Genomic DNA, 24,361 nt, shown 5'->3' with positions numbered 1-24,361 from the left:
CCCCACTGGGGCGCCCGTACCGGGTGCTCATACCGGCCCCTCCGTACGGCAGGTACCGCACGGCCCGTACCGCAACCCTCGTACCTCATGCGCAATACGCCGTTCGCGTCTGGCGTGGGCCCGTCACGGCGGGTCACGCTGGGCCGGCAGGGACTGGCATCGCGCAAGTGGGACGCAGGGGGGACGGTGGGGGTGCGCGGGGCACGGGGCGTGGGGGCGCTGCTGGGCGCCCTGTTGGCGGCGGGCCTGTTGCTGACGGGGTGCCGGCCGTCCACCAGTGCGGAGGCCCGTGACGCCGGTGCCGCGTCGCCGACGGGATACGGCACGGTCTTCCTGGACCGTGGCGAGTGCAGCAGCCGGGGGCGGGCGGCGGCCTTCCGGGAGGTGGCCTGTGCGAGCGGGGCGGCCGCGGCCTGGGTGCTGGCGCGGCATGCCGGGCGGCAGTCCCGGGGGCCGCTCTGCCCGGCCCGTACCGACTTCGTTCTGCACATCAGCCAGCACCGGCCGGACGCCGACGAGGACGGCGACGGCGCGGTCCCGCAGGGGTACGCCTGCATGCGCAACCTGCGCGCGCCGCACCCCGGCGACCCGGGGCAGGGCGGCGGCCCCCGCACCGTGCCCGGCGACTGCGTCTACCTCGCCGCCGGACTCCAGGCCCGCGAGACGCCCTGCGCCCCGGCCGGCGCGAAGGCGAAGCACCGGCCCGAGTACGAGGTGACGGCGACGGTCGGCGACCGGCCGTCCTGCCCGTTCGGCACGACCCTGTATCTGCGCCTCCCCGATCACTCCACGGGCTGCGCCCGCCGCCTCACGACGGGCTGAGAAGGCTTCACCCTCCGGTCACCTCCGTTCCGCCCGTCTTCCTTCCGCATGACGGCATTCCGTGATGCCATCCCCGGTGTTCCGTGCCCCCCTCGCCCGTGTCCCCGAAGGAGCACCGGTGCCGCACCCCCGCGCCTCCCTCTCCCCCTCCCCCGCGCTGACCACCGTCCTCACCGTCACCCTCGCCGCGACCTTCGTGATCCCCGGATCCGCCACCCACCGGGCGGATGCCGCGGCCCCGGCCGCCTTCTCGCTGCCGAAGACACTCCCCGAGCAGCTCTCCGACTGGCAGCACGACCGGCTCGCGCCCGGTGTCGACCTGTACCAGGGCACGCTCTCCGGGCGGCCCGGTGCCGACCACTGGACGGTCACCGTGCGGAAGGACGGCGCGGTGCTGCACAGCGGCGAGACGGCCGACGGGCTGGCGGACGGGGTGCGCGCGGCCGGGTTCGCGCCGCGTACCGAGGAGGTCCGCTGGCCGGCCGGCTCCGACCGGCGGGGCACGGTCGGGATACGCGTCCGCACCGGCACGTACGGCGGCCGGGAACAGGCCGATAACGCCCGCAAGGAACTGGCCGCCGCGGGCTTCGACGCCGTCAGCGAGTGGACCGGCGGCGACGGCGCGCCCGGTACGGGACTGGCTCGCGTCAAGGTCGCCGTCATCGATCCCCGGGCGTACCGGGGTCGGCTGGACGCCGGTTACGGGACCGCGGTCGCCGGGCGGGAGAAGGTCACGGACCTGGCGGCCCGCGCGAACTCGCTGCTCGCGGTGAACGCCGGGTTCTTCGTGATGGAGGAGAAGGACGGCGTACCGGGTGCCGCCGCGGGCATCGCCGCGTACGACGGGCGGCTGCAGAGCGCCGCGACGAACGGCCGGATCGCCGCCGTGCTGCGCGGCGACGGTCTGCGCCCCGAATTCCGCCATCTGCGGACCGAGTTGACCGTCGCGGCGGGCGGCGCGCGCGAGCGCGTGGACGGCATCAACCGCGTACCGGGGAAGGTGCGCAACTGCGGCGGGACCGGCGGCGACGTGCCCACCGAGCGGCCGCAGCACGATGTGACCTGCACCGATCCGGACGAGATCGTGCGCTTCACGCCGGAGCTGGGGGCCGGAACGCCCGCCGGGCCCGGCGTGGAGGCAGTACTGAACAGCGCGGGCCGCGTCCAGCAGCTGCGGCCGCGCGGCGGCCCGGTGCCCGAGGGCGGCACGGTGCTGGCCGGTATCGGCGCGGGCGAGCGGTGGCTGCGGGACCATGCCGCGCCCGGCTCGGCGGTACGGCTGGACGAGAAGATCACCGACACCGACGGCCGCCCCGTCCGCCTCACCGCACACGACGACATCGTCAACGGCGGCCCGGAGCTGGTGCGCGACGGCAAGGTGGCCGTCGACTACGCGGCCGACGGCATCGAGCACGCCGGTGACCGTTCGTTCGCGTACACCTGGGGCATCCGGCGCAATCCGCGGATGGTCCTCGGCACCGACCGGGCGGGCCGGATCATCCTGCTCACCAGCGCGGGCCGGCAGCCCGGCTACAGCGATGGCCTCGGCCTGAACGAGGCCGCGGCCCTCATCAAGTCCCTCGGCGCCACGCAGGCCATGAACCTCGACGGCGGCGGCTCCGTGGGCATGGCCGTGAACGGCCGTCTGATCACCACCCCGTCGGACGCGACGGGTGAACGGGCCGTGGGCGACGCCCTGTTGCTCACCAAGTAACACAGCGATGGGCCCGGGACGGCCGTCCACCGCCCGGGCCCACCACGCAAACGACCAACCGCCCCTTACGGGCGCAGCAGCGGCATCCGCTGCGACTGCTGCTTGTCCAGCTTCTTGTCGTACGGGGCCGCCGGGGCCGACTCGCCCGCGGCCGGGGTCACGCCGGCCCACTTCAGGAGGCGGGCCGTGGCCTTGGTGCGGTCGGCTTCCTTCAGCTTGGTGATGTTGGAGCCGTGGTTGCCGCCGGGGACGGTGAAGACGTAGGAGTCCTTCGCGCCCTTGCCGACCCGGAAGTGCTCCGAATTCCACGGGTCCCACTGGCCGTTGACGAACATCATCCGCTCGGCGTGGTGACGCACCCAGCGGTCGATGTCCGGCATGGCCTTCTTGTCGAAGGACATGGGGATGTCGCGCGGGACGAAGGTGCGGGAGTTGTTGATGCCCGGGTAGCGGAGCAGGTCCGCGACGTTCGGGTACGCGTAGCCGGGCTCACCGAGCTGGGTGCCGGCCTGGTAGTAGTACGGCAGGTAGGGCTGCATGCCCTGGTCGGTGTAGCTGTCGAAGCCGCCGACCTTGTCCATCCAGGTCCAGAGGGTGTCGGTGGACACGGTGGGCTCCGGGACCTCGGCGCAGGCGGTGGCGGCGGGCTGGTACTGCCAGAAGCCGAAGACCAGGTCGGTGACCATGATTTCGTACGCGCGGTCGGCGTTCCCGGGGAGCTTGAAGGTCCAGCCCTCGGCGTCGGCCTTCTTCTGGAATCGGTCGACCATCTCGCCGCGGCGCTTCAGCGCCTCGCGCTCGATCGCGGCGAGGTCCTTGCGGCACTCGGCGGTGCCGACGGTGGCGAAGAAGCGGTCGTAGGCCGAGTCCTCGTCGTTGACGACGTCGTTGGGCGCGACGTAGGCGACCGTGCCGTTCATGTCGTCGGGGTAGAAGCGGCGGTAGTACGTCGCCGTCATGCCGCCCTTGCTGCCGCCGGTGGCGATCCAGTTCTTGGCGTAGATGCCCTTCAGCGCCTTGAAGATGCGGTGCTGGTCGGCGGCGGCCTGCTGGATGTCCAGCTTCTTCCAGTCCGCGGGCTCGGGCCGGGACGGGGTGAAGTAGCGGTACTCCATCGAGACCTGGTTGCCGTCGATGAGCTTGGTGGGCTCGCTGCGCGTCGGCTCGGTGTTGACGTTGTAGCCGGAGGTGAAGAAGACGGTGGGGCGGTCGACCGCCTTGTGCAGCACGGTGATGCGCTGCTGGAAGGTGCCCTTGCCCGGGTGCCGGTGGTCGACCGGCTGGGTGTAGTTCAGGACGAAGAAGCGGTAGCCGTCGACCGGCTTCTCCTGGATGAGGCTCATTCCCGGTATGGCGAGCAGGCGGTCCTTGATGTCCGCTTCTGCTCGGCTGTCCGCGGTGGTGGTGGCCGTTCCGGCGGCTCCGGCCGGCGTGGCGGCGGTGGCCGCCGTTGCCGTGGCCGAGCCCGCGCCGACCGTGCCTATGAGCACGGTGAGCGACATCAGCCATCTGAGCGTTTTGCGCATGCGCCCTCCCCTGGGGTTCGCAAAGGTCGCGCTGAACCTATCGGGGCGGCTCCCCGCCGACCACCCCCCGACCGGCGGTAGCGGGCGGGAGTCGGCCGGCGGGGCGGGCGGCGCTACACCCTGACCTCCTTCGTCTCACCGGTGAAGGAGCGCCACAGTTCCGCGTACCGGCCGCCCCGGGCGAGCAGTTCGGCGTGGGTGCCGTCCTCGGCGACGCGGCCGCGGTCCAGTACGACGACGCGGTCCGCGCGCGCGGCCGTGGTGAGGCGGTGGGCCACGACCAGAGTCGTGCGGCGGCCGACCAGCCGGTCCGTGGCGTGGTTGACGACGGACTCGGTGGCCAGGTCGAGCGCCGCGGTGGCCTCGTCGAGCAGCAGCACGTCGGGGTCGACCAGTTCGGCGCGGGCGAGCGCGAGGAGCTGGCGCTGGCCGGCGGAGAGGTTGCGGCCGCGCTCGGCGACCTCGTGGAGGTAGCCGCCGTCGAGCGTGGCGATCATGTCGTGCGCGCCCACCGCCCGGGCCGCCGCCTCCACTTCGGCGTCGGTGGCGTCCGGGCGGCCGTACGCGATGGCGTCGCGGACCGTGCCGGGGAAGAGGTACGACTCCTGCGGGACGACGCCCAGGCGGTGGCGGTAGCCGGTCAGGTCCAGGTCGCGCAGGTCGGTGCCGTCGATGCGGACGGCCCCTGTCGTCGGGTCGTAGAACCGGGCGACCAGCTTGACCAGCGTGGACTTGCCGGCTCCGGTCTCGCCGACGAACGCGACGGTCTGGCCCGCGGGGATGGTCAGGGCGATGCCGGAGAGGGCCTCGGCCTGCTCGCCGTCGGCGGTCGCGTAGCGGAAGTGGACGTCGTCGAAGGTGATCTCGCCCTTCAGCGCGCGGACCGGGCGGGGATCGGCGGCCTGCGGGGTGGTCGTCGGCTCGCGCAGCAGCTCCTGGATGCGGCCCAGCGACACGGACGCCTGCTGGTAGCCGTCGAAGACCTGGGAGAGCTGCTGGACGGGGGCGAAGAAGAGGTCGATGTAGAGGAGGTAGGCGACCAGCGCGCCCGCGGTCAGCGTCCCGGCGCTCACCCGGTCCGCGCCGACGATCAGCACCAGCGCGGCTGCCACGGACGACAGAAGCTGCACGAACGGGAAGTAGACCGAGATCAGGAACTGGCCGCGGGTGCGGGCCTGTCGGTAGGCGGCGCTGCGCTCGGTGAAGCGCGCGACGCCGGTGCTCTCGCGACGGAACGCCTGCACGATGCGCAGCCCCGCGACGCTCTCCTGGAGGTCGCCGTTGACGACGCTGATCCGCTCGCGCGCCAGCTCGTACGCCTTGACGCTCTGCTTGCGGAAGAAGTACGTGCCGATGATCAGCGGCGGCAGCGTGGCGAAGACGACCAGGGCCAGCTGGACGTCGATGGCCAGCAGGGCGACCAGGATGCCGAAGAAGGTGAGGACGGAGACGACGGCGGTGACCAGGCCGGTCTGCAGGAAGGTGGAGAGCGCGTCGACGTCGGTGGTCATCCGGGTCATGATCCGGCCGGTCAGCTCGCGCTCGTAGTAGTCCAGGCCGAGGCGCTGCAGCTGGGCGAAGATCTTGACGCGGAGGGAGTACAGGACGCGTTCGCCGGTACGGCCCGTCATCCGGTTGGAGCCGATCTGGGCGGCCCACTGGGCGAGCACGACGAGCAGCGCCGCGGCGGACGCGGCCCATACGCCGTTGAGCGCGGCGCGCTGCACGCCGTCGTCGATGCCGTGCCGGATCAGTACGGGCAGCAGCAGTCCGGCGACCGCGTCCACGGCGACCAGCAGCAGGGCGATCAGCAGCGGGCGGCCGAAGCCGCGCAGCAGGCGGCGCAGCCCGTAGGAGCTCTCGGGCCGGGCGGCCTGCTCCTCGTCGATGTCGGGGGTGTCGGTGGCCGGGGGCAGGGCCGCGACCTTTGCGAGCAGCTCGGGGGTGGCCGGCATCCCGGCCAGCGCGCCGGCCATGCCGCCGGGGCGGCCGGCGAGCGCGGCGGCGGAGGCGCTGCCGCCCTCCCGGGAGCCGGTGTCGTCCGCCTTTTCCTCGGTGCGGACCCACAGCTCCGGCGTCACGCCGTCGATGACGCGGCGAGGCCGCGTGCCGGTCGCCGTCTCCGGCTCCAGGAGACCGGTGGCCGCCGCCTCCCCGGAGAAGGCCCCGGCCGTCGCCACCTGCCCCGCCGGGTCCCGCTCCACGCCGCCCAGCTCGTCCGGGTCGGTGAGCAGCCTGCGGTACAGCTCGCAGCGCTCCTCCAGCTCCTCGCGGGTACCGATGTCCAGCAGCCGGCCACCGTCGAGGACCGCGACCCGGTCGGCCAGCGCCAGGGTGGAGGCGCGGTGCGCGATCAGCAGGGTCGTGCGGCCCGCCATCACGCCGCGCAGCGCTTCGTGGATCTCGTGCTCGACCCGGGCGTCGACCGCGGAGGTCGCGTCGTCCAGGACCAGGACGCGCGGGTCGGTGAGGATCGCGCGGGCCAGCGCCACGCGCTGCCGCTGGCCGCCGGAGAGGCTCAGGCCCTGCTCGCCGACCTCGGTGTCGTACCCGTCGGGGAGCGCGGAGATGAAGCCGTCGGCCTGGGCGGCGCGGGCCGCGGCGCGGATCTGCTCGTCGGTGGCGTCCGGGGCGCCGTAGGCGATGTTGTCCCGGATCGAGTCGGAGAAGAGGAAGCTGGTCTCGGGGACCAGGCCGATGGCGCCGCGCAGCGAATCGGCGGTCAGGTCGCGCACGTCCCGGCCGCCGACGAGCACCCGCCCGGCGCTCACGTCGTAGAAGCGCGGCAGCAGCAGGGACACGGTGGACTTGCCGCTGCCGGAGGTGCCGACCACGGCGACGGTCTCGCCGGGCTCGATGCGCAGCGAGAAGTCGTCCAGGACCGGGTGCGTGTCACCTTCGTCGCCGTATCCGAAGGTGACGTGCTCGAACTCGACCGTGGCGGGCGCGTCGGCGGGCAGCGGCACCGCGTCCGGGCGCTCCTCGATGACCGGCTCGGTGTCGATCAGCTCGAAGACCCGCTCCACGCCCGCGCGGGCCTGCTGGCCCACGGTCAGCATCATGGCGAGCATCCGGACCGGGCCGACGAGCTGCGCGAGGTAGGTGGAGAAGGCGACGAAGGTGCCCAGCGAGACCTGGCCGCGGGTGGCCATCCAGCCGCCGAGCGCGAGCATCGCGACCTGGCCGAGGGAGGGGACGGTCTGCAGGGCCGGGGTGTAGCGGGCGTTGAGGCGTACGGTGCGCAGTCGCCCGGCGAAGAGCCGCCGGCTGACCTCGCGGAGCTTGCCGGTCTCCTGCTCCTCCTGGCCGAAGCCCTTCACGACGCGGACGCCGGAGACCGAGCCGTCCACCACGCCCGCCACGGCCGCCGCCTGGCCCTGCGCGTACCAGGTCGCGGGGAAGAGCCGGAGGCGGCTGCGCTTGGCGATCCACCACAGGGCGGGGGCGACGGCGAGGGCGACGACGGTGAGCAGCGGCGAGAGCACCAGCATGATCACCAGGGAGATGGCGAACAGCAGGACGTTGCCCAGCATCATCGGCACCATGAACAGCAGCGACTGCACGAGCTGGAGGTCGCTGGTGCCGCGCCCGACGACCTGCCCCGTACTGAGCTCGTCCTGCCGCCTGCCGTCCAGCCTGGTGATGGCCCGGTACATCCGGGTGCGCAGGTCGTGCTGGACGTCCAGGGCGAGCCGGCCGCCGTAGAAGCGGCGGATGTACGTCAGTACGTACACGGCGAGCGCGGCGACGATCAGCAGGGTGGCCCACGGTGCGAGGGACCGCTCGTGCTTGACGATCACATCGTCGATGATCAGCTTCGGTACGAGCGGGACGAGTGCCATGACGGCCATCCCGGCGAGGGAGGAGCCGAGCGCGAGCAGTACATCCTGTTTGTACCGCCAGCAGGTGCGCGTCAGGCGCCGCGCCCAGCCCTCTTCCGCCGTATCCGTGTCCGCCCCTGCCACGCGACGCCTCCCGCCGGTCGATTCCTTACCGCAAGGCACCAACAGCGGCGGCCGGTGTTTTCATCCCATCGCAACAATTCCGGCGGTCATTGACCTCAGAGGCGGACGGTCATGTCGTACAGCCGGGTGATCTGCTGCTCCCGCTGGTTGTCGTCGCTGACCAGGAGCAGGTGCAGCCGCCCGTGCGCGCGTCCCAGGACGGTCATGCCCTCGATGTTGTCCAGGAGGGGGTTGATCTGGGGCTGCCGGGCGGGCGCGCCGAGGGAGGGGCACTGGGTGAGGTCGGCGAGCAGGGTCTTGGTGGCGGGGCGGGTGGCGGCGCCCAGCTTCTCGGTGTCCCGGGTGTCGTCCGCGTGGCGCGGGTCGGCGAGGTAGAGGCGGATGGTGTTGCCCTGGGGTTCGAATTTACGTTCGAGTACGAGCAGGCGGCCGTCGCTGAGCGCGGTGATCTCGGGGATCGTCATGCCCTGCCCGGCCGGGTAGGCGTACTGCCTGCCGAGGGCATAGCCGCCGTCCGGCTGCCGCTGCCACGTCTGGAAGCGGTGCAGCGGGCGGCCCTGCGCGTCGGTGCCGTCGCCGGCGAGCGGGCCCTCCATGGACGCGGTGAGCGTACGGCCGCCGGGGCTTGCGGTGAGGCCCTCGAAGGTCTGGTTGGCGGTGGCCCGCCCGGCCGGGGCGACCCGCAGCCCGTCCGGTACGGGCAGCCGTCCGGCCGGCTTCCCGGCCCGGTCGTAGCGACGGACGGACGGCTCGGTCTCGGAGGTGATCAGCCGGTCGCCGTTCTTCTCGACCACCAGCCCCTCGGAGTCCAGCGGCTTGCCGTCCTCGTCGGCGAGCGGGATGCCGCGCACCGGCTCGCGCGTCCGGCCGTCGAGGGTGACCAGCGCGGACCGGTCGGAGAGGGCGAGCAGGTCGCCGTCCGTGTCGTGGGCGAGCGCGGAGAAGTTCCCGACGTAGAGGCCGTCGACGGACCGCTTGTCCAGGGCGTCGGAGTAGCGGTCGATGGAGACGCGCGGGGAACAGGCCGGGCTCGGTGGGGCCGCGGCGGCGGCCGCCGGGAGCGTTCCGGCGGCGAGCAGTACGGCGGCGAGGGCCGCGGGTATGGCGGTGGCGAGACGCACGGGGATCCTTCCTGCAGGCAAAGGGGCGGGGCGCCCGGGGGTTCCTTCCCCCGGGCGCCCCGCCCGCACCATGCGTACCGTCCGGCGGAACGCCGGCCGTCAGTCCTCGGCCTTCGTCACCCTCAGCTCCGCGATGCCCGGGTGGGTCTTGGCGTCCGCCTTGCCGCGCACGGTGACCCGGACGTATCGGGCGGGCGACTTTCCGTCGTAGCCGGTGCCGGTCCAGTGCCGTCCGTCGCGCGAGACCTGGACCTGGTACGACTCGGGCTTCGTGGCCGTCCAGCGCGGGGTGACCGTGCCGATGCGGCGGACGCTGCCCAGGTCGGCGGTGAGCGTGCCGGTGGCGGCGTCGGGCACCCACGCGGTGGTGGTGTTGCCGTCCAGCGCGGCGCCCGCGTACATCCCTGGCTCCTCCGACGTGGCCTTCGCCGACGCGCAGCGGGCCACATTGGTGGTCGGCTCCTGGTCGGGGCGGCGGGTCTTCAGCGTCAGCGGCGCGCCCTGGCTCACGATCCGCTCGCCCTCCGGCGTCGCGACCGTCATCGGCGCACCGTCGGTCAGCCGCACCTGGGTGTGGTGCGCGCCCAGCGCCACGTCGTACGTCCGGCCCTGCCAGCGCAGGCCGCGCAGGGTGACGCCGTCGGCGAGCTGCGGCGGCAGCGTCGGGTCCAGGGTGATCTTGTCCTCGCCCAGCCGCAGGCCGGTCAGGCCGTGGGTGAAGACCTGCAGGAAGCCGCCCTTGCCGGTCAGGAAGTCCTGCGTGGGCGAGCCGGCGAGCGGGTCGTGGGCACCGGCCTTCTCGCCGCGCGCCTCGGAGAAGAGGTGGAACGGGCCGCGCATGAAGGGCCGCACGGACCGCTGGAGGTAGGTGTACGTCGCGCAGCCGGGCTCGCCGATCTCGGCGGCGTCGATGGCGTGCACCGAGTCGGTCATCGCCGGGCCGTCGGGGTCGGTGTGCGCGGCGTAGTAGTCCAGCGTCTTCTGCTGGGCCGCGTCGGACATCGGCCACTGCAGCGGGTACTGCAGCAGCACGGTGTCGGCCTGCTTGATGGTGGTGCCCTTGTAGCCGTCGTACTGCTGGAAGACCTGCTGCTTCTTGTCGTACGGGATGCGCAGCTTGTCCGCGATGGTCTTCCAAGACGCGGGGGCCTTCTCGCCGAGGACGGCGGCGGCGCGGGTGGCGTGGCGGAGCGCGGTGGCGGCGCCCGCGTTGGTGAACACGCCGTCGTTCACGCCGTTGCTGTACTCGTCCGGGCCCGCGACGTTCTTGATGGAGTAGCTGCCGTCACCGTTCTTGGTGACCCGGGAGGCCCAGAACTGCGCGATGCCCTGCATGAGGGGCCAGCCGCGCTCCCGCAGCCAGCCGGTGTCCTTGGTGGCGAGGTAGTACTGCCAGGCGGCCAGCGAGACATCGCCCATCAGGTGGTTCTGGGTCTTGCAGTGCGGCGGGTCCCAGCTGTGGCACTCCTTCCACAGATCGCCCTTGCCGCCGCTGGTCCACGGGTAGAACAGGCCGTCGTAGCCGAGCTTCTTCGCGTTGGCGCGGGCCCCGGCCCGGGTCTTGTAGCGGTACTCGACGATCGACCGGGCGAGCTCCGGATGGGCGGCCAGCAGCCCCGGGTACATCCAGGTCTCGGCGTCCCAGAAGATCTCGCCCGCGTAGTTGTCGCTGGTCAGACCGGCCGGGGCGATGCTGTCCGCGGAGCCTTCCCGGGAGTTGGCGAGCAGCCCGTACTGCGCCGAGCGCACCCACGCCTGGAGGTCGCGCTGTTCGCGGCCGCGCACCTCGATGTCGGAGCGCCACAGCTGCTGCCAGGCGGTGGCGTGCGAGTGGTAGAGGCGGTCCCAGCCCTGCTCCGCGGCCTGCTGGGAGGCACGGGTGGCGGCGGCTCTGGGGTCGTCGGAGGTGAGCGCGGTGTCCACGCCGACGTACTTGGAGACCTCGTACGTCCGGCCCTTGTGCACCGGGAAGCTGACACCCTGACGCGCCGTCAGCTTCTCGGGCGCCTTGGCCTTCTGTTCACTTTCCGAACGAATGCCCGGCCCCGTGCGGAGCGTGGACGCCATCGCGCCCGCCGTCTTCGTCCCGTCGGTGCGGAAGGTGACGTCCTGCGTGCGGTCGCCGTCGCGTGCACCGCCGCCGGTCTGCGCGATCCGGCGCGCACCGCGCCCGTCGAGGGTGTCGGTGACGGTCGCCGGGCCGCTCCAGTGCGGGGTCATCCGCAGCCGTACGGCACCGGTGTGCGCGTGCGTGCGGTCCGCGAGCACGTCGAAGACCAGGTCGGTGGCGCGGCCGTCGGCGGCGGTCCAGGTCAGCGACGTACGGACCAGGCCGCAGCGCATCAGGAGGGACTGCCGGTAGTGCGAGATCCGGCCCGACTTCGTGGCGGAATCGAAGGTCTCGCCGTCGGGGCCGCCGGTGGCCACGTTCAGCGTGGACCAGGTGGGCAGCGCGGCGATGGCCTGCCGCTTCTTCACGGACTTGGGCCCCTCGGCGTACAGACCGGCGGCGAACGCGCCGTCGTAGCGCGGGGCGTAGAGGGGCCAACCGGTCTTCTCACCGGGTGCCGCGTATCCGGTGCCGTTGGGCGGCACGCGCTGCCCGAGGTAGCCGTTGCCGACGTACGGGTGGTGGCTGTCGTCGGGGTCGATGCGGGTGGCGGTGGAGGTCCAGCCGGGGCCGTCGGCGGCGCAGGAGCCGTCGGCGGCCGGGGTGGCGCCCGTCGCCGGGCCCGTGGCGCGGTCGCCGTCCGGCGCCGCGGCGGAGGACACCGGGGGTACGGCCGCGATGAGCGCGCCCGCGAGCAGGGGGACGAGCAGCCGCCGGCCGGCACGCGGCAGCGGACGTGGGAGGTACGTCATTGTTCTCCGTCGACGGATCGTCGGGCACGGGAGGGGCGGGACAGCAAGAGGGGGCGCTGCCCGCAGCGAACCTAAAGTTATGAACGGTTCGCGTCAACGGTCCACGCGCTTTGTTAACTTTCCGAAGCCGGAGAAGCGACAGGATCACTCAGGTGCGTCGGCGCGAACATCCGCAGCCGCGCCGGGAGGACGACCACGGAGGGGCCGGGCGCGGCCAGCGCGGCCGCCAGGTCGGCGCGCAGCCGCTCCGGGGCGCTCGTCACCGCCGGCACTCCGAAGGACTCGGCGAGCGCCGCGAAGTCGGGCCGCGCCAGCTCGGTGCCGGTCGCCCGCCCGAACGCGTCCTCCATGTACTCGCGGAGGATGCCGTAGCCGCCGTCGTCCACGATCAGCCAGGTGACCGGCAGGTCGTACTGGCGGGCCGTGGCCAGCTCGGCGAGCGAATACATGGCGCCGCCGTCGCCGGAGACCGCGAGGACCGGCCGCGCCGGGTCGGCCGCCGCCGCGCCCAGCGCCGCCGGGAAGGCATAGCCGAGGCCGCCCGCGCCCTGTGCCGAGTGCATGGTGTTGGGGTGCCGGGCGTCGAAGGCCGACCAGGCCCAGTACGCCAGGATCGTCATGTCCCAGAAGGAGGGCGCCCGGGACGGCAGCGCCTCGCGGACGGCGGCCAGCACGTCCTGTTCCAGGGCGAGTTCCTGGGACGCGAGCCGCTCCCCCACCCGGTCCAGCAGCGCCCGTACGCGCGCGGGCGCCGTGTCGTCCTCGCGCACGCCGACCGTCTCCAGCAGCGCCCGGAGCGCGAGGCGCGCGTCCGCGTGGATGCCGAGCGCGGGGTGGTTGGACTCCAGCTTGCCCGCGTCGGCCTCGATCTGGACGACCCGGCCGCGGGGCCTGAACGTGTGGTAATTCGAGGAGAGTTCGCCCAGGCCCGAGCCCACCACCAGCAGGACGTCCGCGTCCTCCAGGAAGTCCGTGGTGTGGCGGTCCTCCAGCCAGGACTGGAGGGAGAGGGGGTGGGTCCAGGGGAAGGCGCCCTTGCCGCCGAACGTCGTCGCGACCGGCGCCCGGAGCCGCTCGGCCAGCGCCCGCAGCTCGGGTTCGGCCCCGGCCCGTACGGTGCCGCCGCCCGCGAGGATCACCGGGCGCTCGGCCCTCGTCAGCAGGTCGGCGGCCACGGCGGTCAGCTCGGGGCGCGGCGGCAGCTCCTCCGGGTCGGCGGCCAGACCCGTGACCACGGGGATCGTCGTCGGCGCGAGCAGTACGTCCTGCGGGATCTCCACCCAGACCGGGCCGTGCGGGGCAGTCAGCGCGGAGCGCCGGGCGGCGGCGATGGCGGAGGGGATCTGCGAGTGCGTGCGGGCGGTGTGCACGGACTTCACCACGCCGCGGAACGAGGCGCTCTGGTCGGGGAGTTCGTGCAGATAGCCGTGGCGGCCGCCGCCGAGCCCGGCGCTCGGCACCTGGCTGCCGATCGCGAGCACGGCGGCCGAGGCGGCGGCGGACTCCTGCAGCGCGGCGAGCGTCATGAGGGCGCCGGGGCCGGTGGAGACCATGAGCGGTGCGATGCCGCGGGTGCGGCGGGCGTAGGCGTCTGCGGCGAAGCCGGCGTTGTTCTCGACGCGCAGTCCGACGTATCGCAGGGGGCTGCGGCTCAGGGCGTCGAAGAGGCCCAGGGCGTGTTGGCCGGGTAGGCCGAAGACGGTCTGCGCGCCCAGCGCTTGCAGCGCTTCGGCTACGAGGTCGCCGCCGGTTCGCCGTGCGGCGCTTTCCGCTGTGTTCGGGGTGCTCACGGGGGCCTCTCTGCGGGTGTGTGGGGGTGCGCGCGGATCGCGGCCTGGCGGCCGCTCGTCCTCAAACGCCGGACGGGCTGGAATTGGCCGCTCCGGCCTCAAACGCCGGACGGGCTGGAATTGCCGGACTGCGGCTGAGTAGGCGTGGTCAAGCGAGAACGCCACTCCGCCAGTACCGCCGGGTCCGTCGGCTTCGTGAGGAGGCTCGCCGTCACGTACGCGACCAGTGACACCAGCAGCCCGTAGTAAATGGGCTCGTTGGCGAGGACGCCGCGCCAGGTCATCAGGGCGATCACCGTTGCACCGCCCGTCGCGACGGCGGCCAGCGCGCCGGTGCCCGTGCCGCGCTTCCAGAGCAGGCCGCCGAGGATCGGTACCAGGAGGCCGCCGACGAGGAGGTTGTAGGCGACGGTCAGGGCCTGGACGACGTCGTCGATGGCGATGGCGATGCAGATGACGGCGACGCCCATGACGAGGATGAACGCGCGGTTGCCGCGTACCTCGTCGCGTTCCCCGGCGGCCGGGGCGCCGCCCACCGCGCCCCGGAGCCGCGACCAGATGTCGTTGTTGGCCACCGTCGCGCAGGCGATCAGCGCTCCCGAGGACGTGGACATCACCGCGGAGAGCGCTGCCGCCAGTACCAGTCCGCGTGCGCCCATCGGCAGGGCGTCCTTGACGATCGTGGCGAACGCGTCGTCGGGGCTGCCGAGATGGGGGTAGAGCACCTTGGCCGCCGTACCGATCACCGCTCCGGCCAGCGCGTACACCAGGCAGTACGTGCCGGCCGCGGTGCCGCCCAGCCGCGCGACGCGGTCGCTGCGCGCCGTGAACACCCGCTGCCAGATGTCCTGGCCGATCAGCATGCCGAAGGAGTAGATGAGGACGTAGGTGAAGACGGTCTGGGCGCCGATGCCGAGCGGGGTGAAGTAGGAGTCCGGGAGTTCGGCCCGCAGTTCGCCGAAGCCGCCCGCCTTGACGACGGCGATGGGCAGCAGGAGGAGCAGTACGCCGATCGTCTTGACCACGAACTGCACCATGTCGGTCAGCGTGATCGACCACATGCCGCCGAGCGTGGAGTACGCGACGACGATGGCCCCGCCGAGGATGATCGACACCGTGCGGTCCAGGCCGAAGAGGACATCGAAGATCGTGGCGTACGCGATCGTGGACGTGACCGCGAGCATCAGGGTGTACGCCCACATCACGACGCCGGAGATGACACCGGCCGAGCCGCCGTAGCGCAGGTCGAGCATCTCGGAGACGGTGTAGACCTTCAGCCGGGCGATCCGGGCGGAGAAGAAGAGGCTCAGCGCGAGCAGGCCGAGGCCGATGGTGAAGACCATCCAGGCGCCGGAGAGGCCGTACTGGTAGCCGAGGCCGACGCCGCCGATCGTGGAGGCGCCGCCGAGGACGATCGCGGCCATGGTCCCGGAGTACATGAACGGGCCCAGGCGCCGCCCGGCGACCAGGAATTCGCTTTTCGAGCGGGCGCGGCGCATGCCCCACCAGCCCATGGCGAGCATGCCGGCCAGATAGAGGACGATCACCGCGTAGTCGACAGCCATGGGCCATCCCTTCGGCAGGGCGGGGCGGGAGGGGCGGGATTTCGTGGGTTGACCATAGGGAACGGCGTGGCGGCGCTGAAGTGTACGTTTCCTCCACCGTGCCGCTCGGAAATGGAGGATCCGCACATGGCTGACGCGTCGCCGCACTCGCCGCCGCCCACTCCGGGCGTCCCGCTGTCCGCGCTGCTCGCCCGTGCCGACCTGGGGCTGCGGCAGCTGGCCGGGCCGCGCGCCGACGCCGACATCCACTGGGTGCACACCTCGGAGATGGCCGACCCGGAGCCGTATCTGCTGGGCGGTGAGCTGCTGCTGACGGCCGGGATGCACCTCGACGAGGCCGCGGGGGCGGGGGCCTACCTCGACGGGTACGCGGAGCGCACGGTCGCGGCGGGTGCGGTGGCGCTCGGCTTCGGCATCGCGCCCGTGCACGCCGCGGTGCCGCGGGCGCTGGTCGCGGCCTGCGACCGGTACGGGCTGCGGCTGCTGGAGGTGCCGGCGGGGACCCCGTTCACGGCGGTGGAGAGCGCGGTGTGGCAGGCCATGACCGAGGCCCGGCACCGCGAGCTGACCCGCATCGGCGACGGCCAGCGCGCCCTGGCCACGGCGGCCGCCGGGCCCGACCCGGTACCGGCCGTACTGCGCACGCTCGCCCGCCAAGTGGACGGCTGGGCCGCGGTGTCGGGCCCGGGCGGCGACGGCGAACTGGCCGCCGCGGGACCACGACCGCCCGCTCCCGCCCGAACGGCGGCGACCCGGCTCGCGCGGCGCGTGACGGTCCCGGGCGGGCCGACGGCAGCGAGCGACACAGTGGTGGCAGCGGTCCCGGACGGCCCGGCGGCCGCAGGTGACACCCCAGTGGCGGCAGGCGCGAGCGACACCCCCGCCGAAGCACCCGGTACGCACCTCGCCGCCTACGCGCTAGGCGGCCGCGCCCCGGACCGTACGCGCGCGCTCCTCGTCGCCGCCCCGCCGCCCGACCCGGTGGCCCGCGCCGTCGTCGGCGTCGCCGCGGTACTGCTGTCGCTGCTCACCGGCCCGTACGCGGAGGCGGCCGACGGCGGGCACTCCGCCGCGCTGGTCCGGCTGCTGCTGGGGGACGGCCCCGCCGACGTGGCGCCGCTGCTGAAGCACGCGGAGTGGAGAGTCGTGCACGCCCGGCCCCGGCGTGGCGGTGACGCCCCGGCCGCCGTCCTCGCCGCCGGGCTGGGCACTTCCCTGGTCGCGCCGGGCGACGACGCCGTACGCGCCCTCGTACCCGCCGAACAGGACGTCGCGCCGCAGCCGGGCTGGACCCTCGGCGTGAGCGAGCCCGTACCGGTGTCCGCGCTGCCCGCCGGGGACGCGCACGCCGCGGCCGCGCTGCGCCGCGCGGTGGCCGCCCGTACCCCGCTCGTCCACCACCGCTCCCCCGGCGTCGGCGGCACCGGCGGTGTCGCCGCGCTGGTCCCGCCGGCCGAGGCCCGCGCGCACGCGGCGGCCGTACTGGCGCCGCTCGACGGCGCCCCGGCGCTCCGCGAGACGCTGCGCACCTGGCTCTCGCTGCACGGCAGTTGGGACCGCACGGCGACGGCGCTCGGCATCCACCGCAACACGGTCCGGCAGCGCATCGCCCGTGCCGCCGCCCTGCTCGACACCGACCCGGACGACCCGGATATCCGGATGGAGCTGTGGTTCGCGCTCGGCGCGCTTTCCTGAATTCCCGGATCACCGGATTCCCGGATCCTCGGAAACCTTTACCGACATGTCCTTTTCATCGGTCCTCGACTCCCTTTGCCGAACCCTTCATGAATTCCACCGGCCCACGTCCGACATCGTCGGATTCGGCATCCAAAACGGCACTTCACAGCGCATGCGGTAGGCCATTTCCGACGTATTGCACAGGCCTTCGGGGGCGACTTGCCTTACCGCCGCCACCCCGGCACTATTCCCAGCGTCACCCCCTACTCTTCCGCGTCCCCGTGCTTTGAAGGGAAGAAAAAGTCATGCGTGACTTCATCGAGACCGCCGAGATCGCCGACAGCGAGCTGGACAACATCGCCGCTGGTGTCGCCAGCCTCGGCGGCAGCGTCGCCGGCTACAGCGCCGGTGTGACCGTCGACGGCACCGCCGTGCAGGCCGTCGAGGGCCTCGCCACCGACGGCATCGCCAAGGTCTCCGGCCTGGCCGCCGCCACCGGCGTCTGAGCACAAGCCTGAAAAACACCAGGGCCCCGGAACCTCTCGATTCCGGGGCCCTGGTGTTGTGCGTGCCGGGCGTCAGCCGCGCGCGGCCGCGATCTGCCGGGACATGATCGTGGTCAGCTCGTACGCGGTGTGCGAGGCGGCGACCGAGGTCATCTCCGCGTGGTCGTAGGCCGGGGACACCTCGACCAGGTCGGCGGAGACCAGGTTGCAGGAGGCCAGGCCGCGCAGGATCTCCAGCAGCTCGCGCGAGGTCAGGCCGCCGGCCTCGGGGGTGCCGGTGCCGGGCGCGTGCGCCGGGTCCAGCACGTCGATGTCGATGGAGATGTACAGCGGGCGGTCACCGATGCGCTGGCGCAGCTGGTCGGCGACCTCGTCCACGCCGCGGCGCATGACGTCCGCCGAGGTGACGATGCCGAAGCCCATCTTCTCGTCGTCGGTGAGGTCCTTCTTGCCGTACAGCGGGCCACGCGTGCCGACGTGCGAGAGCGCCGAGGTGTCGAGGATGCCCTCCTCGACCGCGCGGCGGAACGGCGTGCCGTGGGTGTACTCCGCGCCGAAGTACGTGTCCCAGGTGTCCAGGTGCGCGTCGAAGTGCAGCAGCGCCACCGGGCCGTGCTTCTTGGCGACCGAGCGGAGCAGCGGCAGCGCGATGGTGTGGTCGCCGCCGAGGGTCATCATGCGGGCGCCGGTGCCGAGCAGGTCGTCCGCCGCGGCCTCGACCGTCTCGACCGCCTCGTTGATGTTGAACGGGTTGGCGGCGATGTCGCCCGCGTCGGCGACCTGGGCCAGCGCGAAGGGGGAAGCGTCCTGCGCCGGGTTGTACGGGCGCAGCAGGCGGGACGCCTCGCGGATGGCGTTGCCGCCGAAGCGGGCGCCGGGGCGGTAGGAGACACCGGTGTCGAACGGGACGCCCACGACGGCCACATCGGCGCGGCCGCCGACCTCGTCGATGCGCGGCAGCCGGGCGAAGGTCGCCGGGCCTGCGTAGCGCGGAATGCGGGAGGAGTCGACGGGGCCGACGGGCTCGGGGGATGCGGCAGATGCGGTGGTCATGGCGCTGAGCGTAGAGTCGGCGCGGCGTTCGCCCCATGGACATTTCTGTGAGGTACGTGGGGTCTCATTCGACACGGCGTCCAGTCGGCGGCCGTATCGGTGGAAACGCTCACGCAGCGTCCGGGGCCGCGCGAGATGTCCACGCGGCGAACTCCCCCGCCCCGCCCTGATCCGCACCGGCACAATGGCCTCATGCCGATAACCTCCGCCCCCGCCCCCAGCCGCGCCGAACTGGTCGAGCACCTCGTACGCACCCGCATCGCCGGTGACGTCGCCACGCCCCGCGAGAACAACCTCGACCACTACCGCAAGCTCGCCAACGGCGACCGCCACTACTGGTTCGGCCTGGAGCTGGGCGACCGCTGGAGGGACGAGCAGGACGTGCTCGCCGTGATGGCCGAGCGCTGCGGCGTCATCGACGACCCGGACCACCGGCACGGCCAGGACACCATCGACCCCGAGCTGACGGTGGACGCGCTGGAGCGGATGGCGGCGGTGCTGCGCAAGGCGGCCGCCGGCCGGCGGCGGGTGCTCCTCGCGACCGGTCACCCGGGCGGGCTGCTGGACGTGCACATCGCCACGGCCGCCGCGCTGCGCGCTGCGGGCTGCGACATCGTGGTCGTCCCGGACGGGCTGACCGCCGACGACGGCGTGGTCTTCCAGTTCGGCCAGGTCGCGATGGTGGAGCGGGGCGCGACCCTGTGGCACACGCACTCGCCGGCCCCGATGGCGGCGATCCTGGACGGCCTGGAGGCGGCGGGCGAGGCACTGCCGGACCTGGTCGTCGCGGACCACGGCTGGGCGGGCTGCGCGGGGCAGCGCGGCATCGACGCCGTCGGCTACGCGGACTCCAACGACCCGGCGCTCTTCCTGGCCGAGGCGGAGGGCACCGTCCAGGTCACGGTCCCGCTCGACGACCACGTCCGCAGCCCGCGCTACTACGACCCGCTGACGGCATACCTGCTGAACGCGGCGGGCCTGACCGACTGACCCCGCGACAGCCGCCGCAAGGGGCCGGTTCCCCGCGCCCCGGCGTCGGATCCAGGAACACCCCGGCGGACCGCCGGGAAGCGAGCGCGGAGGTCGCGTTCGGCCTCCTCACAGGCCCACTCGATCTCCGCGGCGGTGGCCACCCACGCCACGTACACCAGCAGCAGCCCGATCAGGATGGCGGCGACGAGGACGGTCGCGGTGCTCTCGCCCAGCGTCCTCCGCCGTGTCCCCAGCTCCCGCCGCACTGCCCATGAAGCGGCAGTACGCCCGATTCATCACCGGGGTACGCGGATCACGCCCTCCTGGATCACCGAGACCGCGAGCTGCCCCTCGGCCGTGAAGATCCGGCCCTTGCCCAGGCCCCGGCCGCCCTGCGCGGTCGGCGACTCCTGGTCGTACAGCAGCCACTCGTCGGCCCGTACCGGCCGGTGGAACCACATCGCGTGGTCCAGGCTCGCGCCGACCACGTCGCCGACCGCCCAGCCGCCGCGCCCGTGGGCGAGCAGCACGGAGTCCAGCAGCGTCATGTCGGAGACGTAGGTGACCAGGCAGATGTCGAGCAGCGGCCGGGGGATGCCGGTGTCGCCGTCGAGCTTGCCCTGGGTACGGAACCAGACCTGCGAGCGGGGCTCGCGCACCTCGCCGGCGGTGGCGAACGGCGGCGCGTCCACGTACCGCAGGTCGACCGCGGCCCGGGCCTCCAGCAGCCGCTCGGCCACGCCCTCGGCCACGAACCGGTCGGCGTACCGGGGCAGCGTCTCGGCGGCGGTCGGCAGGGTCAGCGGATCCGGCACCCGGGGCATCGGCTCCTGGTGCTCCAGGCCCTCCTCGTGCGCGTGGAAGGACGCGGTGAGGTGGAAGATCTGCTGGCCGTGCTGGACGGCGACGACCCGGCGGGTGGTGAAGGACCGGCCGTCGCGGATGCGGTCGACGGTGTAGACGATCGGTGCGCCGGGGTCCCCGGGCCGCAGGAAGTACGCGTGCAGGGAGTGCGGCGGCCGGTCGGGCGGGACCGTGCGCCCGGCCGCGACCAGGGCCTGCGCGGCGACCTGGCCGCCGAAGACCCGGGGCACGACCGCCGCACGGCTCTGCCCGCGGTAGATGTCCTCCTCGATCTGCTCCAGGGTGAGCAGATCGAGGAGGGACTGCAGTGCGTCGTTCACCCGGCCGGCCTAGAGGCCCATCGACTTCGCGATGATCGACTTCATGACCTCGTTGGTGCCGCCGTAGATGCGGTTGACGCGGTTGTCGGCGTACAGGCGGGCGATCGGGTACTCGTTCATGTAGCCGTAGCCGCCGTGCAGCTGGAGGCACTTGTCGATGACGCGGTGCGCGACCTCGGTGCAGAACAGCTTGGCGGAGGCGGCCTCGGCCGCGGTCAGCTCGCCCGCGTCCAGGGCCTCCAGAGCGCGGTCGGCGACGGCCTCGGCGGCGTCCACCTCGGCCTGGCAGGCGGCCAGCTCGAACTTGGTGTTCTGGAAGGACGCGACGGTCTTGCCGAAGACGGTGCGCTCCTGCACGTACTGCTGCGCGAACCGGACCGCGGCCTTGGCCTGCGCGTACGCGCCGTAGGCGATGCCCCAGCGCTCGGACGGCAGGTTCTTGCCGAGGTAGGAGAAGCCCTTGTTCTCCTCGCCGAGCAGGTCCTCGGCCGGCACCTTCACATCGACGAAGGCCAGCTCGGCGGTGTCGGAGGTGCGCAGGCCCAGCTTGTCCAGCTTGCGGCCGACGGAGTAGCCCTCGGACTTGGTGTCGACGGCGAAGAGGGAGATGCCGAAGCGGCGGTCGTCCTCCTTCGGGGCGGACGTACGGGCGCAGACGATGACGCGGTCGGCGTGCACGCCGCCGGTGATGAAGGTCTTGGCGCCGTTGAGGACGTAGTGCGTGCCGTCCTCGGAGAGCTTGGCGGTGGTCTTCATGCCCGCGAGGTCGGAGCCGGTGCCCGGCTCGGTCATCGCCAGCGCCCACATCTCCTCGGCGGAGACGAACTTCGGCAGGTAGCGCTTCTTCTGCTCGTCGGTGGCGAGCATCTTGATGTACGGCAGGGCGAGCAGCACGTGCACGCCGGAGCCGCCGAAGGTGACGCCGGCGCGGGCGGTCTCCTCGTACTGGATCGCCTCGAACTTGTGCGACTCCAGGCCCGCGCCGCCGAACTCCTCGGGGACGTTGATGCCGAAGAGGCCCAGGTCGGCGAGCTTGGAGTAGAACTCGCGGGGCACCTGGCCCGCGGCGAACCACTCGTCGTACACCGGGACGACCTCGCCCTCGATGAAGGCGCGGATGGTGTCCCGGAACGCCTCGTGGTCCTCGTTGAATACCGTCCGCTTCACCCTGTGCCTCCCTGGAGCAACATGAACAACAACGCTGGCTAAGCGCTTGCTCAGCAGAAGCTACCGGGCGGTTACCTTTCCTGTCCAGGGTTCAATGAACGCGTACGCCCCCGGAGGCTCAGACGCCCCGGTCCGCGGCCGCCGCGAAGGCACCCAGCGCCAGCCGCTTGAGCAGCGCTTCCGTGGCCGAGCGGGGCGGCAGGCTGGCGCGCGGGCTCAGGTGCGGCGTGGAGTTCAGCAGGCCGAAGACGGCGTGCACGGCGGCGCGCGTCTCGGCCTCCGTGCAGGCCGGGTAGACCTCGCGGACGACCTCGACCCACAGCTCGACGTACTGGCGCTGCAGCTGGCGCACCCGCTTGCGGTCCGCCTCGCGCAGCCGGTCCAGCTCCCGGTCGTGGACGGTGATCAGCGGGCGGTCGTCCAGCGCGAAGTCGATGTGCCCCTCGATGAGCGCGTGCAGCACCTCCTCGGCGCTCTCACCGCCGTCGGCGACCCGCAGCCGCCCGCCGTCCAGCAGCCGCTCACTGATGCCGACCAGCAGCTCGGCGAGCATCGCGTCCTTGCCGGCGAAGTGGCGGTACAGGCCGGGACCGGAGATCCCGACCGCGGCTCCGATCTCGTCCACCCCGACGCCGTGGAAGCCGCGCTCGGCGAAGAGCCGCGCGGCCTCTTTGAGGATCTGCTCGCGGCGGCTGACGGTGGCGGGGGCCTTGGTGCTGCTCATGGCTCCAATTGTAGACAGGCGGGTTAGTGGTCGTTAACCTGGAGGCAATCGTGTTAACGACCACTAACAAGGGGCGGGTACGACGATGGAGCAGGCACCCGTACTGGGGAGCGCCGCAGACCCCGCGGCAGACTCCTGGCGGGCCAACGAGGCCGCGCACCGCGAGCTCGTCGGGCAGCTGCGCGAGAAGCTCGCGGCGGCCCGGCTGGGCGGCGGCGAGAAGGCCAGGGCGCGGCACACCGCGCGCGGCAAGCTGCTGCCCCGGGACCGGGTGGACACCCTGCTGGACCCCGGCTCGCCCTTCCTGGAGCTGGCCCCGCTGGCGGCGGACGGGATGTACGACGGGGCGGCCCCGGCCGCCGGCGTGATCGCGGGCATCGGCCGGGTCTCGGGCCGCGAGGTGGTGATCGTCGCCAATGACGCCACGGTCAAGGGCGGCACGTACTACCCGATGACGGTCAAGAAGCACCTCCGCGCCCAGGAGGTCGCCCTGGAGAACCGCCTCCCCTGCGTCTACCTGGTGGACTCGGGCGGCGCCTTCCTCCCCATGCAGGACGAGGTCTTCCCCGACCGGGAGCACTTCGGGCGGATCTTCTACAACCAGGCCCGGATGTCCGGCGCCGGGATTCCGCAGATCGCGGCCGTCCTCGGGTCCTGCACGGCGGGCGGTGCCTACGTACCGGCCATGAGCGACGAGGCCGTGATCGTCCGCAACCAGGGCACGATCTTCCTCGGCGGCCCCCCGCTGGTGAAGGCGGCGACCGGCGAGGTCGTCACGGCCGAGGAGCTGGGCGGCGGCGAGGTGCACTCCCGTACGTCCGGCGTCACCGACCACCTCGCCGAGGACGACGCACACGCCCTGCGGATCGTCCGCACCATCGTCTCCACGCTCGGCGAGCGCGCGCCGCTCCCCTGGACCGTACGGACGGTGGAGGAGCCCAAGGCGGACCCGGCCGGGCTGTACGGCATGGTCCCCACCGACTCCCGCACCCCCTACGACGTCCGCGAGGTCATCGCCCGGATCGTCGACGGCTCGCGCTTCGCGGAGTTCAAGGCGGAGTACGGCCAGACGCTGGTCACCGGCTTCGCGCACCTGCACGGCCACCCGATCGGCATCGTCGCCAACAACGGCATCCTCTTCTCCGAGTCGGCGCAGAAGGGCGCGCACTTCATCGAGCTGTGCGACCAGCGCGGCATCCCGCTGGTCTTCCTGCAGAACATCTCCGGCTTCATGGTCGGCCGGGACTACGAAGCGGGCGGCATCGCCAAGCACGGCGCCAAGATGGTCACGGCGGTGGCCTGCACACGCGTGCCGAAGCTGACCGTCGTGATCGGCGGTTCGTACGGCGCGGGCAACTACTCCATGTGCGGCCGGGCGTACAGCCCCCGCTTCCTGTGGATGTGGCCGAACGCCAAGATCTCCGTCATGGGCGGCGAGCAGGCGGCGTCGGTCCTGGCGACCGTCAAGCGCGACCAGCTCGAAGCGCGCGGCGAGGAATGGTCCGCCGAGGAGGAGGACGCCTTCAAGGCCCCCATTCGCGAGCAGTACGAGACGCAGGGCAACGCCTACTACGCGACGGCGCGGCTCTGGGACGACGGCGTGATCGACCCGATGGAGACCCGGCAGGTGCTGGGTCTGGCCCTCACCGCCTGCGCCAACGCCCCGCTGACCGACCCCGCCTTCGGCGTCTTCCGGATGTGAGGACCTCCACC

General features: G+C 72.7%; 16 protein-coding genes and 1 pseudogene. 6 read left to right on the top strand and 11 right to left on the bottom strand.

All coding sequences use genetic code 11. The features are described from left to right. Positions 1-192: 192 nt before the first annotated feature. On the top strand, positions 193-822 hold the full coding sequence (locus tag AB0I82_RS32755; RefSeq protein ID WP_363261090.1) for a hypothetical protein: 630 nt from the start codon (positions 193-195) through the stop codon (positions 820-822). A gap of 118 nt (positions 823-940) precedes the next feature. After that, positions 941-2,536, top strand: a complete 1,596-nt coding sequence (locus AB0I82_RS32750) for a phosphodiester glycosidase family protein (protein ID WP_363261089.1) — start codon at positions 941-943, stop codon at positions 2,534-2,536. Between the two features lie 65 nt (positions 2,537-2,601). Here AB0I82_RS32750 and AB0I82_RS32745 read toward each other — a convergent pair whose 3' ends face one another. From AB0I82_RS32745 to AB0I82_RS32720, 6 genes are all read right to left on the bottom strand, one after another. After that, a complete protein-coding gene (locus tag AB0I82_RS32745) occupies positions 2,602-4,062 on the bottom strand; it encodes a S28 family serine protease (protein WP_363261088.1) in 1,461 nt (486 codons plus the stop codon). A gap of 113 nt (positions 4,063-4,175) precedes the next feature. Next, on the bottom strand, positions 4,176-8,027 hold the full coding sequence (locus AB0I82_RS32740; protein WP_363261087.1) for an ABC transporter ATP-binding protein: 3,852 nt from the start codon (positions 8,025-8,027) through the stop codon (positions 4,176-4,178). Positions 8,028-8,122: 95 nt separating this feature from the next. Further along, positions 8,123-9,148, bottom strand: coding sequence for an esterase-like activity of phytase family protein (locus AB0I82_RS32735; protein ID WP_363261086.1), 1,026 nt, complete (start codon positions 9,146-9,148; stop codon positions 8,123-8,125). A 99-nt stretch (positions 9,149-9,247) separates the two neighbouring features. Continuing rightward, the gene (locus AB0I82_RS32730; RefSeq protein ID WP_363261085.1) at positions 9,248-12,010 is read right to left on the bottom strand and encodes a discoidin domain-containing protein; all 2,763 of its coding nucleotides are present in this window, start codon (positions 12,008-12,010) and stop codon (positions 9,248-9,250) included. 113 nt (positions 12,011-12,123) lie between these two features. After that, the gene (locus AB0I82_RS32725) at positions 12,124-13,800 is read right to left on the bottom strand and encodes a thiamine pyrophosphate-binding protein (protein ID WP_363261084.1); all 1,677 of its coding nucleotides are present in this window, start codon (positions 13,798-13,800) and stop codon (positions 12,124-12,126) included. A 98-nt stretch (positions 13,801-13,898) separates the two neighbouring features. After that, positions 13,899-15,365 carry a sodium:solute symporter gene (locus tag AB0I82_RS32720; protein ID WP_363261083.1) on the bottom strand — a complete coding sequence of 489 codons (1,467 nt, stop codon included), beginning with the start codon at positions 15,363-15,365 and terminating at the stop codon, positions 13,899-13,901. A 126-nt stretch (positions 15,366-15,491) separates the two neighbouring features. Between AB0I82_RS32720 and AB0I82_RS32715 the strand changes: the two genes are divergently transcribed. Both AB0I82_RS32715 and AB0I82_RS32710 read left to right on the top strand, forming a co-directional pair. Further along, positions 15,492-17,060 (top strand): PucR family transcriptional regulator, encoded by a 1,569-nt coding sequence (locus AB0I82_RS32715; protein ID WP_363261082.1) that lies wholly within the window; start codon positions 15,492-15,494, stop codon positions 17,058-17,060. 287 nt (positions 17,061-17,347) lie between these two features. Further along, complete coding sequence (locus tag AB0I82_RS32710) at positions 17,348-17,548, top strand: hypothetical protein (RefSeq protein ID WP_363261081.1); 201 nt, start codon at positions 17,348-17,350, stop codon at positions 17,546-17,548. A 72-nt stretch (positions 17,549-17,620) separates the two neighbouring features. On the opposite strand, the gene speB is transcribed toward AB0I82_RS32710, so the two are convergent. Next, entirely contained in the window at positions 17,621-18,601 is a 981-nt protein-coding gene (speB, locus tag AB0I82_RS32705; protein WP_363261080.1) for an agmatinase, read from the bottom strand. A gap of 192 nt (positions 18,602-18,793) precedes the next feature. Between speB and AB0I82_RS32700 the strand changes: the two genes are divergently transcribed. Further along, entirely contained in the window at positions 18,794-19,591 is a 798-nt protein-coding gene (locus AB0I82_RS32700; RefSeq protein WP_363261079.1) for a phosphatase, read from the top strand. On the opposite strand, the pseudogene AB0I82_RS32695 reads toward AB0I82_RS32700, so the two are convergent. The 4 genes and pseudogenes from AB0I82_RS32695 to AB0I82_RS32680 form a co-directional block, all read right to left on the bottom strand. Beyond that, positions 19,500-19,734, bottom strand: a pseudogene (locus AB0I82_RS32695) (hypothetical protein); the annotation flags it as partial. The gene AB0I82_RS32700 and the pseudogene AB0I82_RS32695 sit on opposite strands and share 92 nt — an antisense overlap. Positions 19,735-19,869: 135 nt before the next feature. Further along, the gene (locus AB0I82_RS32690; protein ID WP_363261078.1) at positions 19,870-20,757 is read right to left on the bottom strand and encodes an acyl-CoA thioesterase II; all 888 of its coding nucleotides are present in this window, start codon (positions 20,755-20,757) and stop codon (positions 19,870-19,872) included. 9 nt (positions 20,758-20,766) lie between these two features. After that, positions 20,767-21,924, bottom strand: coding sequence for an acyl-CoA dehydrogenase family protein (locus tag AB0I82_RS32685; protein ID WP_363261077.1), 1,158 nt, complete (start codon positions 21,922-21,924; stop codon positions 20,767-20,769). A gap of 118 nt (positions 21,925-22,042) precedes the next feature. Next, a complete protein-coding gene (locus tag AB0I82_RS32680; RefSeq protein WP_363261075.1) occupies positions 22,043-22,648 on the bottom strand; it encodes a TetR/AcrR family transcriptional regulator in 606 nt (201 codons plus the stop codon). Between the two features lie 85 nt (positions 22,649-22,733). Between AB0I82_RS32680 and AB0I82_RS32675 the strand changes: the two genes are divergently transcribed. After that, entirely contained in the window at positions 22,734-24,350 is a 1,617-nt protein-coding gene (locus AB0I82_RS32675; RefSeq protein ID WP_363261074.1) for a carboxyl transferase domain-containing protein, read from the top strand. The last annotated feature ends 11 nt before the right edge of the window (positions 24,351-24,361 follow it).

Source organism: Streptomyces sp. NPDC050315, from assembly GCF_040655775.1.
In the GTDB taxonomy this organism is placed as follows: domain Bacteria; phylum Actinomycetota; class Actinomycetes; order Streptomycetales; family Streptomycetaceae; genus Streptomyces.
Note: the sequence above shows the minus strand (reverse complement) of the source record. Positions and strands in the feature narration are given on the sequence as shown.

Excerpts from the sequence above, each read along its gene's own strand:
- AB0I82_RS32700 (WP_363261079.1), top strand. The coding sequence starts at position 18,794 with ATGCCGATAACCTCCGCCCCCGCCCCCAGCCGCGCCGAACTGGTCGAG.
- AB0I82_RS32680 (WP_363261075.1), bottom strand. The coding sequence starts at position 22,648 with ATGAGCAGCACCAAGGCCCCCGCCACCGTCAGCCGCCGCGAGCAGATC.
- AB0I82_RS32720 (WP_363261083.1), bottom strand. The coding sequence starts at position 15,365 with ATGGCTGTCGACTACGCGGTGATCGTCCTCTATCTGGCCGGCATGCTC.
- AB0I82_RS32730 (WP_363261085.1), bottom strand. The coding sequence starts at position 12,010 with ATGACGTACCTCCCACGTCCGCTGCCGCGTGCCGGCCGGCGGCTGCTC.
- AB0I82_RS32710 (WP_363261081.1), top strand. The coding sequence starts at position 17,348 with ATGCGTGACTTCATCGAGACCGCCGAGATCGCCGACAGCGAGCTGGAC.
- speB (WP_363261080.1), bottom strand. The coding sequence starts at position 18,601 with ATGACCACCGCATCTGCCGCATCCCCCGAGCCCGTCGGCCCCGTCGAC.
- AB0I82_RS32675 (WP_363261074.1), top strand. The coding sequence starts at position 22,734 with ATGGAGCAGGCACCCGTACTGGGGAGCGCCGCAGACCCCGCGGCAGAC.
- AB0I82_RS32715 (WP_363261082.1), top strand. The coding sequence starts at position 15,492 with ATGGCTGACGCGTCGCCGCACTCGCCGCCGCCCACTCCGGGCGTCCCG.
- AB0I82_RS32745 (WP_363261088.1), bottom strand. The coding sequence starts at position 4,062 with ATGCGCAAAACGCTCAGATGGCTGATGTCGCTCACCGTGCTCATAGGC.